14 protein-coding genes are annotated in these 13,936 nt (G+C 46.6%); 5 read left to right on the top strand and 9 right to left on the bottom strand.

From position 1 onward, the window contains the following. Positions 1 to 72 precede the first annotated feature (72 nt). Positions 73 to 807, top strand: a complete 735-nt coding sequence (locus tag H6F66_RS26995) for a circadian clock KaiB family protein (protein WP_190428181.1) — start codon at positions 73 to 75, stop codon at positions 805 to 807. Positions 808 to 941: 134 nt separating this feature from the next. On the opposite strand, the gene H6F66_RS26990 is transcribed toward H6F66_RS26995, so the two are convergent. Continuing rightward, on the bottom strand, positions 942 to 2,462 hold the full coding sequence (locus H6F66_RS26990) for a thioredoxin-like domain-containing protein (protein ID WP_190428179.1): 1,521 nt from the start codon (positions 2,460 to 2,462) through the stop codon (positions 942 to 944). Between the two features lie 107 nt (positions 2,463 to 2,569). Between H6F66_RS26990 and H6F66_RS26985 the strand changes: the two genes are divergently transcribed. Beyond that, on the top strand, positions 2,570 to 2,734 hold the full coding sequence (locus H6F66_RS26985; RefSeq protein ID WP_190428177.1) for a hypothetical protein: 165 nt from the start codon (positions 2,570 to 2,572) through the stop codon (positions 2,732 to 2,734). Between the two features lie 224 nt (positions 2,735 to 2,958). Here the strand turns inward: H6F66_RS26985 and H6F66_RS26980 are convergent, their stop codons facing one another. Continuing rightward, the gene (locus tag H6F66_RS26980; RefSeq protein ID WP_190428176.1) at positions 2,959 to 4,758 is read right to left on the bottom strand and encodes a hypothetical protein; all 1,800 of its coding nucleotides are present in this window, start codon (positions 4,756 to 4,758) and stop codon (positions 2,959 to 2,961) included. 454 nt (positions 4,759 to 5,212) lie between these two features. Between H6F66_RS26980 and psaA the strand changes: the two genes are divergently transcribed. From psaA to H6F66_RS26965, 3 genes are all read left to right on the top strand, one after another. Next, positions 5,213 to 7,468: a photosystem I core protein PsaA gene (psaA, locus tag H6F66_RS26975; protein WP_190428174.1), complete on the top strand. Its 2,256-nt coding sequence runs from the start codon at positions 5,213 to 5,215 to the stop codon at positions 7,466 to 7,468. 81 nt (positions 7,469 to 7,549) lie between these two features. After that, a complete protein-coding gene (gene psaB / locus H6F66_RS26970) occupies positions 7,550 to 9,763 on the top strand; it encodes a photosystem I core protein PsaB (protein ID WP_190428172.1) in 2,214 nt (737 codons plus the stop codon). A gap of 418 nt (positions 9,764 to 10,181) precedes the next feature. Next, positions 10,182 to 10,982, top strand: a complete 801-nt coding sequence (locus tag H6F66_RS26965) for a class I SAM-dependent methyltransferase (RefSeq protein WP_190428170.1) — start codon at positions 10,182 to 10,184, stop codon at positions 10,980 to 10,982. A gap of 55 nt (positions 10,983 to 11,037) precedes the next feature. Here the strand turns inward: H6F66_RS26965 and H6F66_RS26960 are convergent, their stop codons facing one another. The 7 genes from H6F66_RS26960 to H6F66_RS26930 form a co-directional block, all read right to left on the bottom strand. Then, positions 11,038 to 11,196 (bottom strand): hypothetical protein, encoded by a 159-nt coding sequence (locus tag H6F66_RS26960; protein WP_190428340.1) that lies wholly within the window; start codon positions 11,194 to 11,196, stop codon positions 11,038 to 11,040. A 29-nt stretch (positions 11,197 to 11,225) separates the two neighbouring features. Further along, positions 11,226 to 11,516, bottom strand: coding sequence for a hypothetical protein (locus tag H6F66_RS26955; RefSeq protein WP_199295085.1), 291 nt, complete (start codon positions 11,514 to 11,516; stop codon positions 11,226 to 11,228). Continuing rightward, positions 11,513 to 12,342 (bottom strand): IS1 family transposase gene (locus tag H6F66_RS26950; RefSeq protein ID WP_190428168.1). Its coding sequence is split into 2 segments (ribosomal slippage): positions 11,513 to 11,998 and positions 12,001 to 12,342, totalling 828 coding nucleotides; the frame shifts between segments, so codons are not numbered across the junction. Before H6F66_RS26950 ends, H6F66_RS26955 begins: the two co-directional genes overlap by 4 nt. Positions 12,343 to 12,462: 120 nt before the next feature. Further along, positions 12,463 to 12,615 (bottom strand): hypothetical protein, encoded by a 153-nt coding sequence (locus H6F66_RS26945; protein ID WP_190428166.1) that lies wholly within the window; start codon positions 12,613 to 12,615, stop codon positions 12,463 to 12,465. Continuing rightward, positions 12,612 to 13,154, bottom strand: a complete 543-nt coding sequence (locus H6F66_RS26940) for a restriction endonuclease (protein WP_190428164.1) — start codon at positions 13,152 to 13,154, stop codon at positions 12,612 to 12,614. Before H6F66_RS26940 ends, H6F66_RS26945 begins: the two co-directional genes overlap by 4 nt. Before the next feature lie 216 nt (positions 13,155 to 13,370). Next, positions 13,371 to 13,544 carry a hypothetical protein gene (locus H6F66_RS26935; RefSeq protein ID WP_190428162.1) on the bottom strand — a complete coding sequence of 58 codons (174 nt, stop codon included), beginning with the start codon at positions 13,542 to 13,544 and terminating at the stop codon, positions 13,371 to 13,373. Positions 13,545 to 13,636: 92 nt separating this feature from the next. Next, positions 13,637 to 13,936, bottom strand: a 300-nt coding sequence (locus H6F66_RS26930) for a transposase (RefSeq protein WP_190419731.1), incomplete at its 5' end; no start/stop codon positions are given.

The following is a 13,936-nucleotide window of genomic DNA, read 5'->3' as shown; positions in this document are numbered from 1 at the left end:
ATTAAAAATTAAAAAAGAAGAGCTTCTTCTTCCATTTTTAATTTTTAATTTTTATTCTTTTGGCGCATTTCCTTGACCCAATACCAACTACACATCCCCCAGTTGTTCAAAGGCATTGCCCTGTTTACACCAGGGGGAGATTTAATTTATTGTATTGACTCCACAAAGCAGAACCACTGGCACCTGCATCTGTGTGCTGGACTTCAAGAAATGCTGGGGTTACAGGAGCCTCCTCATTTTCTAGTGCCAGCGTACACTGCCACAATCGATCGCTGGTTTGCTCCTTACACTCAAGAATTGCAGGTTGCGGCTGAAGTCTATCCGCCAGTGCGACGGCATCAGGCATTACTGAATGGGGTTTTTCAGACTGGCGATTGGCAAAATTGGCAAATTGCTCCTTGGCCCCCAGAATTAGGCGACCCGATTGTACTGGAAACTTATCGCGACCAATTTCCTCAACTTTGGGAAAATCACGACTTAATCGTGCGCTTGGAGCGAACTGGTTTCCAACCTTCATTACCTACAGTCCCGACTCGTGGTTATGTGCTGCGTCTGTTTGTTTCCGGACATAATGGAACCACCGAACGCACTCTCCAAAGTTTGCACCAGCTGTTAGAGCAATCTCTTGGTCATCCTTACACTCTGAAAGTTATTGATATCTTCAAACACCCAGAGCAGGCGGAGTCTAATCATATCTCTGCAACACCGACCCTTGTTCGGGTCTGGCCTCAGCCTGTGCGAAGGATTGTTGGTGATTTGGATAATATTGAAAGAGTGCTACAGGTACTCGGAGCGGTAGATTTATAGATTTTCTCTCGTTTATCTCGTTGCCAGTCCGAGACTAGCAATGCAAATCAGAGGCTCTGCCTCATCTGCCAAACATTACAGGAGGCAGAGCCTCCGAGAATAGCATTCCCTGGCCCAGCCAGGGAACGAGAAATTTAATTTTCATAAGCGGCGGGAATACAGACATCTGGCGCACACAACCCTGGAAACTTTATGGTTGTGGCACTCAGCGTGGCGAGATTGACACAACGGATGGCATGGTTATTAGTATCCGCAATGTATAGAGTGGAACCAACAGCACTTAGTCCTGATGGCTCAGAAAATCGTGCGCTGGTGCCTTCACCATCCTGAAATCCTGCCGTGCCTCCCAAAACAGTTTCGCAAATGCCGCTTTTGGGGTCAAGTCGCTTAATTTTGTGGTTGTAGGTATCAGCTACCCAAAGGGAATTTTGGGCATATTCAACACCTAGGCAGTGCTGGAGTCGCACGTCGTAGCCTTCACCATCAACATCTCCAAATCCAAATAGCTCACCGCTGCCGCAGACGGTTCGCACTTGAGCTTGTTTGCCGAGTCCGACACTGCGAATTGAGCTAATTTCGCTGTCGGCTATGTATAATTCTTGACCATCTGTAGTGATGCCGCTGGGTTGGGAAAAGGCAGATTCGTCAAGATTTCCATCGATGGATGATTCTGCACCTGTGCCTGCGTAAGTGCTGACGGTGCCAGTTTCTAGCTGCATTTCCCAGATTTGGTGAGGGCCAGCCATAGCGATAAATAGGCTATTTCCTACTTTTTCTAAATCCCAAGGGGAATTTAACTTAGTTTCTAGCCCAGCACCACTGTGGGGGCGAATTTGGTGGCTTTGTTCGCCAGTACCAGCAATGGTTTGCACTTGTTGATGTTTGAGATCAACTTGACGTATGGCGTGGTTTTCAGTATCGGCGACGTAGAGAATTTGATTCTCGGTGTCTAGTGCCATACCTTGAGGAGCGAAAAACTGAGCTTCGGTAAAGGAACCGTCGGTTAACCCTTGTTTGCCAGTGCCAATTACATGTACCACTTCACCTGTGATGGTACTGACAACGATGCGGTGATGACCGGAGTCGGCGATGAATAAGCGATCGCCATCCGCTAACACTTTACCGGGAAAAGCCAGGGGTGTCGCCAAGGGTTGCCGCTGTTTTTCCAAAATGGGGCTAAGTTCATGAAAATTAATCGTTCCCTGCTCTTTGTGTTGCTCAATTAGCTGCGAAATCAACTGGTCTAAAGCATCCCGATTTCCTTCCCCAGACATATAGCCAATGACGTAGCTTTCCGGGTCAATCACCATCAAGGTAGGCCATGCACGGACGGCATAGTGTCGCCAAATCGCAAAATTGCTATCAACTACGACTGGATGCTCAATGTCATAACGCAGGATTGCCTGACGAATGTTTTCAGCTTCTTTCTCGTTTTCAAATTTGGGGGAGTGAACGCCAATGACCGTGAGGCTGTCTTTGTATTTTTGTTCGAGGTATTTCAAATCTGGCAGGACGTGCAGGCAGTTGATGCAGCAATATGTCCAAAAGTCAAGTATTACGACTCGCCCTTTTAACTCTTGGATAGAGAGAGGGCGGTCGGTGTTTAGCCAGGTTTTGTTTTTGGGAAACTCTGGCGCTCTAACGCGGGGAGTCATAGCTTTATTAGTGAGCGCGATCGCATAACTTTACACTCCTTTACGTTAGCGAAACTGTGCTTGACTGCTTTATACCGGGAGTGCGATCGCGCAAAAAATGCTGAAAAATGTCAATCTATCGTAAAAATCCGGGAACTCTGAGTTTAGAACCTTACGTTAAGTCTACTGGTTATGACTCAGCCGAATCTTCTAGAACTTGCTCGCGCAAGGCGATCCCAAAGCGGCTTCAAGGGAAGCGATCGCATCCAATATTAAATCACCGCCACAATTAGAGACTTTGCTGAATCAAATCAATCGCTTCTGGTTCAATGCCTGAAAATTGCTCAGTTAGACGGAGTGACAACACCAGAAGAAGCCAAGGTGATAGATACCATTACTGAGAGATTTGGCATTGAGCTTGATTTGGTTACAGTTTCGCTAGTTTAGCGCGGGAGGGTTTAGAGAATCAGAGAATGCGATCGCACTCTCTGATTTTGACCCAGTTTTTCTAGGGTTATCAACCTCCTGACTCAGCCTCCATCTCCTCAGCTGCGGGAGAAGGTTCTGGTGTTACTGGTGTTGCTGATTTCTTGAAGAAGCTGCTGGGGATATCTGGTTCAGTTGGGGCTTGGATAATCCTTGGGGTTGGGGTTGGAGAAGTTTTTGGCAGGAAGATTTCCTTAAAATCCACTTTGGGTTTGGCTTCCGATGATGTTGTTGAAGGTACTGCATCTGGTGAACTCTCTGGCTGAGGCTCAACCAAATCAGGAGTCACTGCTTCAGGCGCTGGTGATGGCACTATATCCGGTAGCGTTGGCGGCAAGCTGGGGGAAGGAGTAACAACACCTGCCTCTGGTTCAGGAGCTGTTTCTGGTGCCAAGGGTTCTGGCGAAGGCGTTTCGATAGCTTCTGGCTCTGTCGGTGGCAAGCTGGGAGCAGGTGTCACCTCCTGGGAAGGTTGCCGCCGGAAGCGATTGAAGAAGCCGCCTTTAGGCTTTTCTACCTGCTTTGTCTGGGTCGGTACTGGTTCAACTGGGGGAATCAGTTCTACTTCTGGAGTTGGAATCGGCGATACTTCCGGTTCTGGTAAAAACTCTGGTAGCGGAATTGTTTCTGGTTCTGCTGGTTCCGGAGTCGGCGACTCCATCACCTCTGGCAATGTAGGTGATGGGAGGGCAGATTTACCACGGAAGCGATTGAAAAAGCCACCTTTGGGTTTTTCTACCTGTTTTGTCTGGGCCGATAAGGGTTCGGCTGGTCTTGTTGGCTGTACTTCTTCCGGTTCTGTTGGTATCTCTTCCTCTATCTGAGGCGTAGGTGTTTCTTCAACGCTAGGAGTTTGTAACGGTTCCGGTGTCGGGGTTGGCGTTGGTACTGGTGTCGTAGCGGTGTAGCTGGGGTTTACAATTCCCCGAACTTGATCTGCTGAGAGTTCGCCCCGCACAATCTTGTCAAGGGTATCTTTGCCTTTGGGATCGTAGGTTATCAGCCGGACTGTGTTGTTAAACACATTGTTAACTGGGTTTCCCTTCTCATCCAGAAACTCTAGTTGTACCCAGTTTTTCCCTTGGTTAAAGCCGTTGAGATAAAGCGGTTGCCATCTGTCTAGAACAAAGCTTTGACCATTTACTGTGACCCGTACTCGCCAGTCAGCAATGTCGTCTTCAGGATTTTCCTTCGCAACTAGGTGCAGGGGAGCGTTGGTCAGATAGAAATCGAGCATGATTGGCTCGGCCCCATAGCTGCCTTTAGGACGGCTATAGGTTAACAGTGGCTGTTGAGGATCGGGGTTGTTGCCTGCTGTCTTGGTGAACAGGTGAAAGGTAGTTTGGGCGTAAGCGCCTTCGTTTTTGAAGCTCTCATGCCAAGGACGGGAGGCAAAGACTCGCAGGGTATGAGTTCCGGGAGCTAAATCTTCAAAAACTAAGGGTTTGTTTAAGTCGTAAACCGCCTCATAAGGTTGGTTGTCAAGGATTACGTGCAGATGCGGGCCTAGACCAAAGTCAGGGTTTTTGAAGATTGGCAAGTCCTGAACCTGGAGCCTTACCTCAACTTTGGTGTCTTGAAGAATTTCATCTGCCTGGGGGCTGAGAATACTTACTTGCGGCTGATAAGCTTCCAAGGCTGGACGCAACTGTTGAATGACTTCTGGCGGTGACACTTCTGAGACTGCCCCAGAGGCTAGGGAAGATATGCCTTTGGAGGCAGGATCTGACGGTTTCGGGGAGGCTTTGCCACACCCCGCTAAACTTCCCACCAATACTGCTGCCATCAGAAATGAAACTAGCACTCTTACGGGTTTCCACTGGCGATTCATGCCCAACACTCACTCCTACTCTTTGCGCGACAGCTGCCCATAGGGAAATATAGCCCAAAAGCATGAATCTGACCGCCGAAATCTAGGGAATTTCCGTAGATGGTAAGGAAAAAAATACCAGCTTTAAATGAGCTGATAATTTAGTTTTGTAAACTAAATTTAACGCCTCTTGACTTTGTACCCCTGATTATGGAGGTGCAAGCTAAGTTGCATAAACGATTGACCAAATTTGAATTATTGTTAAGTCCATCGGAATAGGCTGTAATTCAAGACCTATCATCTACAAGATAGAGGGTGTGGTTTTGAATCCTTCCCTCTGTAGTGAACCCTTTAAAACGGGCATTACATAATTCGGGGAAAGTGGTTCTTCCCAGCCAGCTTTCCTGCCCCCATTAAAATCAACTTTGTTGAATGGGACAGTTCTCGTTCCTTGTCTAAAGAGAGGAGAGTCCTCATGACAATCAGTCCTCCGGAGCGGGAGCAAAAGGTAAGGGTAGTAGTTGATAAAGACCCGGTACCAACTTCTTTTGAGAAGTGGTCGCAGCCCGGTCATTTTGACCGCACCCTTGCTAGAGGGCCAAAAACCACCACCTGGATTTGGAACCTTCACGCTCTCGCCCACGATTTCGATAGTCATACAAGTGACTTAGAAGACGTATCTCGGAAAATCTTTGCGGCGCACTTTGGTCACTTAGCCATTGTCTTCATCTGGCTAAGCGGTATGGAATTTCATGGCGCTCGCTTTTCTAACTACGAAGCTTGGCTAGCCAATCCCCTTGGAATCAGGCCTAGCGCTCAAGTTGTCTGGCCAATCGTAGGTCAAGATATTTTGAATGCCGATGTGGGCGGTGGCTTCCACGGAATTCAAATTACATCCGGCTTGTTCCAGGTTTGGCGGGCGGCTGGCTTCACAAACACATTCCAGCTTTACTGCACTGCCATTGGTGGCTTGGTAGCAGCCGCTCTGATGCTGTTTGCTGGCTGGTTCCACTATCACAAGCGTGCTCCTAAACTGGAATGGTTCCAGAACGTGGAGTCGATGCTGAACCACCACCTAGCAGGATTGCTAGGTCTGGGATGCTTGTCTTGGGCAGGTCACCAAATTCACGTGGCCCTACCCACCAACAAGCTGCTGGATGCGGGAGTGGCTATCAAAGATATCCCCCTGCCCCAAGAGTTCATTTTGAACCGTGACTTGATGGCGCAGCTGTATCCCAGCTTTAACCAAGGGTTAACGCCGTTCTGGACTTTGAATTGGGGTCAGTATGCTGACTTCCTCACCTTCAAAGGTGGCTTAAACCCAGTCACTGGAGGCTTATGGCTGACAGATACAGCCCACCATCACTTGGCTTTGGCGGTGCTGTTCATCATCGCCGGTCATATGTACCGCACCAACTGGGGAATTGGTCACAGCATTAAGGAAATCCTAGAGAACCACAAAGGCCCCTTCACAGGTGATGGTCATAAAGGTCTCTATGAAAACCTCACAACCTCCTGGCACGCTCAGTTGGGTATCAACCTAGCTATGCTGGGTTCTGTGACCATTATTGTGGCGCACCATATGTACGCGATGCCTCCGTATCCGTACCTCGCCACTGACTACGCGACGCAGTTGTCCATATTCACCCACCATATGTGGATTGGGGCATTCTGTATCGTTGGTGGAGCAGCTCACGCTACCATTTTCATGGTGCGGGATTACGATCCGGTTGTGAACCAAAACAACTTGCTGGATCGGGTGATTCGTCACCGGGATGCAATCATCTCTCACCTCAACTGGGTATGTATTTTCCTGGGCTTACACAGCTTCGGTTTGTACATCCACAACGACACGATGAGTGCCTTGGGTCGTCCCCAAGATATGTTCTCGGATACAGCAATTCAGCTGCAACCGGTATTTGCTCAGTGGGTGCAAAATCTGCACACTCTGGCTCCCGGAGCTACCGCTCCCAACCAGCTTGAGCCAGTTAGCTATGCCTTCGGTGGCGGGATTATGGCTGTAGGTGGCAAGGTAGCGATGATGCCACTTGCTCTGGGTACGGCGGATTTCATGATCCACCATATTCACGCCTTCCAAATTCACGTTACAGTGCTGATTTTGCTGAAGGGCTTCCTGTTTGCTCGTAGCTCTCGTCTGATTCCAGACAAGGCTAATCTGGGCTTCCGGTTCCCGTGCGACGGTCCTGGTCGTGGCGGTACCTGCCAGGTTTCTGGTTGGGACCACGTTTACCTGGGTCTGTTCTGGATGTTCAACACGATTGCGATCGCGGTTTACCACTTCAGCTGGAAAATGCAGTCGGATGTGTGGGGAACAGTCAACGCCGATGGTACGGTGGATCACATAACTGGTGGCAACTTTGCGATGAGTGCCATCACGATCAACGGCTGGTTGCGTGACTTCCAGTGGGCGCAAGCCGCTCAAGTGATTCAATCCTACGGATCAGCTCTCTCCGCTTATGGTCTGCTGTTCCTGGGCGCTCACTTTGTCTGGGCATTCAGCTTAATGTTCTTGTTCAGTGGTCGCGGCTACTGGCAGGAGTTGATTGAATCCATCGTTTGGGCACACAATAAACTAAAAGTTGCCCCATCGATCCAGCCTCGCGCTCTGAGTATCATTCAGGGTCGGGCTGTGGGGGTTGCTCACTTCCTCCTGGGGGCAATCGTCACGATATGGGCGTTCTTCGAGGCGCGAATCCTATCAATAGGATAAGTCAGGACTGAGTAATGAGTGCTGAGTAATGAGTAGAACTTGCTTAGTTCTCAGCACTCTGTACCGATAATTGAGGATACTATGGCGACAAAATTTCCCAAATTTAGCCAAGACCTCGCTCAGGACCCGACAACACGTCGGATCTGGTACGGGATTGCAATGGCTCACGACTTTGAAAGCCATGATGGAATGACGGAGGAAAATCTTTATCAAAAGATTTTTGCTACCCACTTCGGTCAACTGGCAATTATTTTCCTGTGGGCTTCCAGTCTCCTGTTCCACGTCGCCTGGCAAGGTAACTTTGAGCAGTGGATCAAAGATCCGCTAAATGTCCGTCCCATCGCTCACGCGATTTGGGACCCCCACTTTGGTCAACCGGCAGTAGAAGCTTTCACCCAAGGTGGTGCGAACTTTCCTGTAAACATTGCCTACTCTGGTGTCTACCACTGGTGGTACACCATCGGGATGCGGACGAATAATGACCTATTCCAAGGTGCAGTATTCCTGATTTTGCTGTCTGCGGTCTTCCTGTTCGCAGGCTGGCTGCACCTACAGCCTAAGTTCCGTCCCAGCCTGTCCTGGTTTAAGAGTGCTGAGCCTCGGCTGAACCACCACCTGGCAGGTTTGTTTGGAGTTAGCTCTTTGGCTTGGGCAGGTCACTTGATTCACGTTGCTATCCCCGAATCTCGTGGACAGCACGTAGGTTGGGATAACTTCCTGACCACGCTACCTCACCCAGCAGGCTTAGGCCCCTTCTTTACTGGAAATTGGGGTGTGTACGCTGAGAACCCAGATACCCCAGGTCAGATTTTCGGAACTGCACAAGGTGCTGGAACAGCGATTCTGACATTCTTGGGTGGCTTCCATCCTCAGACACAATCGCTGTGGCTGACGGATATGGCTCATCACCACCTAGCGATCGCTGTTATCTTCATCATCGCCGGTCACCAGTACCGGACAAACTTCGGAATTGGTCACAGCATCAAAGATATGCTGAACGCCAAAAACTTCTTTGGCACCAAAACTGAAGGGCAGTTCAACCTGCCTCACCAAGGTCTGTACGACACCTATAACAACTCTCTACACTTCCAGTTGGGAATCCACCTGGCAGCGCTAGGGACTGCTCTTTCCTTGGTGGCGCAGCATATGTATGCGATGCCTCCCTACGCCTTCATGGCTAAGGACTTCACAACCCAGGCAGCGCTCTACACCCACCACCAGTACATCGCTGGTTTCTTCATGCTCGGTGCGTTCGCTCACGGAGCTATCTTCTGGGTGCGGGACTACGACCCTGAGCAAAACCGGGGTAACGTTCTTGACCGGGTACTACAGCACAAAGAAGCGATCATCTCGCACTTAAGCTGGGTATCCCTGTTCTTGGGCTTCCACACCCTGGGCTTATACGTCCACAACGATGTTGTGGTTGCCTTCGGTACTCCCGAAAAGCAAATCTTGATTGAGCCAGTATTTGCCCAGTTCATCCAGGCTTCCCACGGTAAGGTGCTTTACGGCTTCGACACTCTGCTATCCAACGCCGATAGCGTTGCCTCCACTGCGGGTGCTACTTACTTACCAGGCTGGTTGGATGCCATCAACAGCGGCACTAACTCCCTGTTCCTGACAATTGGCCCTGGCGATTTCTTAGTTCACCACGCTTTCGCTCTTGGTCTGCACACCACCACCCTGATTTTGGTCAAGGGTGCGTTGGATGCTCGTGGCTCCAAGCTGATGCCCGATAAAAAGGATTTCGGCTTTGCCTTCCCTTGTGACGGCCCTGGTCGGGGCGGTACCTGCGACATTTCCGCATGGGATGCCTTCTACCTTGCCGCGTTCTGGATGCTGAACACCCTTGGTTGGGTAACTTTCTACTGGCACTGGAAGCATTTGGGTATTTGGCAAGGCAACGTAGCTCAGTTCAATGAGTCTTCTACTTACCTCATGGGCTGGCTGCGCGACTACCTCTGGCTATATTCCGCTCAGCTGATCAACGGGTACAACCCCTACGGCATGAATAACCTGGCGGTTTGGGACTGGATGTTCCTCTTTGGACACCTGGTTTGGGCTACTGGCTTCATGTTCCTGATCGCTTGGCGTGGTTACTGGCAAGAGTTGATCGAAACCCTTGTCTGGGCGCATGAGCGCACTCCTCTTGCGAACCTGGTTCGCTGGAAGGACAAGCCCGTTGCTATGTCCATCGTCCAAGGTCGTTTGGTTGGTCTAGTTCACTTCGCTGTGGGCTACGTCCTCACCTACGCTGCCTTCCTCATTGCCTCAACTGCTGGTAAGTTCGGTTAATCTGGCTAAAACTAGCATTTGTAGGTAAACAAATAAAATCCTCTGCCTTCGGGTAGAGGATTTTTACTTAATTAGCTCACGTTCCGGTTGGGCAAGTTTCCTCGCTGATGGGTCAAAATTTTTCTTTTAAAAAGCATTTATGGTAGGAATTTACTAATATTTCCTTATGTATTTAGATTTTTAGATTAGTTGGACACCACTCACTACGCCTTCAATTGTTCCGTTTGTGAAAACAGCATACGACGTTATCTTAGGTATCTTCCTTCTCTTGCAAGCTCTATACCACATCCGGTAAACGTTTTCATAGTTTATTATGGAAATTTATTTTATAAATTAGGCTAGGATTCTAAAATGCCTTTATTAAATAATGAGATGCAATTCCAACGGATAAAAAAAAAATATAGTAGAAACTGTAGAAATGGTAAAAACTGTAGAAACTGAAGAGAGTCATTCAAACTTTAATGAAATAGTTAATGAACTAATCAAAATTCAAGAGCAGAATATTGATTGTAGTTTATGGCAATTTAGAAGCTTAATCAGTGCAAATCAATATCGTCGGCTTTATCGCATATTTTTAAAATATGTTGTCCAAGGAAGTCAAGTATTAGATTGGGGTTGTGGAAACGGACATTTTTCTTATTTTCTGGTGAAATCTGGCTATAAAACTTCAGGATTTTCTTTTGATGATTTTTGCCTTATAAAAAGCATAAACAGCCTGGGTTATGATTTTCAGAAAGGAATTTGGGAAGAACCAACAGCTATCCCATATTCAGATAATAAATTCAGTGCAGTTGTGTCTGTAGGGGTTTTAGAACACGTTAGAGAGACTGGAGGAAATGAAATTACCAGCTTAAAAGAAATATTTCGCGTATTGCAGGCTGGCGGCTTTTTTATCTGTTACCATTTTCCAAATAAGTTTAGCCTAATTGAAGCGATCGCGTCCCTATTTCCAAACAAATTCCATCATCAATACCGTTATACGCGCAAATCTATAGACACTCTCTGTGAAGAAACCGGATTTGAGGTTATAGAAGTTCAACGTTATGGTTTTTTACCGAGAAATATGTGGGGTGTATTTCCAAAAGCCATTAGAAATTCCCGCCTACTAGCGTTGATTTGGGATTTTCTGGATAATATTTTGACATATCCGTTTTCTTTGCTATGCCAAAATTACCTGTTTGTAGCTAGAAAACCTTTGTCAAAATCATCCCGATTATAAATAGAAAGAATATAGTCACGGTTTTTTCGCCCAAATAAAGGAAGTGATAGCCTTCCTAATGCGGCATACAGGTATTATCACCAAATCTAATTCGGACAAATCCAGCTTTTTCAATCAGATTTTGCCCTTCATCTGGTAATAATAAGTTTGCATAGGCTAGACCGGCTTTTTCATCAATATTATTCTCTTCAGGATAGTCTTTAAAAATGATCAATAGATTCCTCTGAAGGGGTGACAAGAAGCCTATAAAGCAGACTGGATAAGTGTCATAGCACGTAGACCTTTGTGAAAATAGGGAAGTTTATGAGGATTGAGAGCCATGAGTGCTACTGCTAATTCTGACCAAAACTCCATAGCACCAATCCATAAATGACCATATAATCCAATCCAAAACGTACTATGACGACGGGGAATTCGCTTTAATTGTTGAAGGCGACCCAGGTATTTTTGTAAACCCATAGTTCGGGAACGGCGACCTGCTAAAACCGCACAGGTGTAGGCAATAGCCAGGAGTAAAATTAGGTAGTGCGTCAAATGATAGTGGGATAAGTAATTAGATCATCCCAGGACCAAGGTTCTAGTGTTAATCCGGCTCGTTGGGCTGCTGTTGTTTTAAGCCGACTGTGTTGCCAAATCCAGTTGAAGTAACTCACCACTAATCGACTAGTCACCTTCGTGTGTTCCCAGACCTTACCAAACTTATTCTGTTTGCGATGCCATCGACCTGTTTGTTGTCTGATAATTCCATTAGTTCTCTCTAAGCGTTGTGTTTTGTCTTTGCCGATATGATGAATAATCTCAGGGGGCAATACTCTCTCATAACCGCCCCAATCGTCACTGTTCGAGTGTTTACAGGCAGTCTTCCCCTCACTACTGACCACTAATGCTTCAATGAGTTCATCGGTGTGTTTTCCCACTCGTGCTGCGAGGAGCAGCCCACTAGCGTCAGCCAAGCTCACCCCAATCCAGCAATCACCTGACTCTAATTGAGTTGGCAGACATTGCTTTTGTTTTTTTCAACAAATGACCACAATTCATCTGCACTTACTTGTTCAGTTTGGACGGCTTGTACTTCGCCATTGTGAACCAATTGAGCCTGCTGGCTCGCTGCATGGACAAGGCTAACGACGGTATTGTAGGCAAGTCCTATAGTGCGGCTAATCCCTCTGAGACTGCTGCCTTCACTATGAGCCTGTAAAACTTGTCGGATTTGTTCTGGAGTGACTTGCCGATGGTAGTACAACGTGTCAAATCGCTCGTTGAACGTTTGCTTGCACTGGGGGCAGAAATAGCGTTGGCTTCCATTTGGGGCTTTACCATGTTTATGGATGCTAGGATGACCGCAAAGCCGACATTCCATAGATCATGCTTGAAAGTAGATACCTCTCTACTTTACCTGACCCACCATTTCTTGACGCACTACCGAACATCTCATAGTTCAAGATGATGTAACGGTGAGCGTTTAGATTCAGCGCCGCACCTAACCCAGTCTCGTCAGCGACAGCTTTTGCTCAATCGGGTGTAAAGGTTTTGGTAGCGATCGCGCTATCAGGGAAAATGTTGAGAATCGCTTTTTTCCAACCATCAACAACGCTGTTAGGGCAGCAGATAGGTCATTGCTTCCAGTTTTCACTTTATCTCAGGGTTGTCTCTACTAGAATCTTCATGCATCCGTTTAAGAAGTTCTTCTTGGGAATACTTTTTGATTCTTGCTATACCAGGACTAAAACTGATGCTATTAAATTGATCTGTTCTTTGAATAACTGCTCTATTGACTAGATGAACAGTAAAATCTTTATCAGTTGAATTGTAATCTAACCTGATTAAAGTTATATTTTCTGCCTTTGCTACCTTTATTGCTCCAGATTGAAGCCCAAAGGTTGTTACAATAATGCCACGCTTTGCCCCCACGTCCTGAATCGTATAAGCAAACCCACCTACTTGATTTTGCTTGAGTTTACCTTTTTTATAATGTTTACACTCAATTAAAACCAGCTCTCCATCTAGGTCATAGCCAAAAGCATCAACTTCCCAATTTGCTCCCGTTTTCTTGCCAGGAAACGAACATTTTTCAGCTTCTATTCTATTTAGATCAAGATAAGGGCAAATACGATCATCATTAAGAATTTCTCTGGTCAAATTTTCATATTCTTGTGAGTTATTGTTTGGCATAATCAGCTCTCTGGACAAGTTTAAATAGCCTCAAACTAGGACAGCCAGGCTTTCTGTATAAGGCAAGGAAACAACGATCCCATGATTCTACTTGGGAGCCAGTGCGCGATCGCTCTTTTCCAGATTAGTACATAAACACTAATGAGTAGGAAACCAATTCATAAAAATGTAATCTGTTAACTCCTACAAGCATTGCAGAGACACGATTGCATGATTCTACTTCCGAGACAGTGCGCGATCGCTCTTTTGATTTATTCTTCCCACCCACAGCTTAAAAATCCTATCTACCCACAGCAAAATTACTGGCTGACATTTAAACACCAGATGCGATCGCCCATACTCTACTGATATTGATTGCAAAAGCGCGATCGCTCTCACTTTGATTACCACTTTCGACTGATGAACATCCTTCAGAAAATTTCAACACTTGTGACATAACTAACAGAAAAAATTCTGTAGTTACTCATTCTTATACCAATTTCCTAAATATCTGCTACAGATAAAGCATCCAAAATGAATTTCCATCCAGTCAAAGAAGCGACTATTTCCTTACTTAATTTTCCCAGACTTTTCTCTACCGCTTCTCTCAATTCTTCTAGATTGTCAAAAGTCTGCCATTTTAATTGCTCTTTGATATACTTCCATAACCTTTCTATGGGATTTACTTCTGGGCTATATGCAGGTTGAAACAGTAAAATGACATTCTCCGGTATATTTAAGTTTAAGGAACTGTGAAACCCTCCATTATCTAACTGAATAATATGTAAATCTTTTGGATATTT

The organism is Trichocoleus sp. FACHB-6 (assembly GCF_014695815.1).
Classification (GTDB): Bacteria; Cyanobacteriota; Cyanobacteriia; order Cyanobacteriales; family FACHB-T130; genus Funiculus; species Funiculus sociatus.
This window is presented reverse-complemented; position numbering and strand designations above follow the sequence as displayed.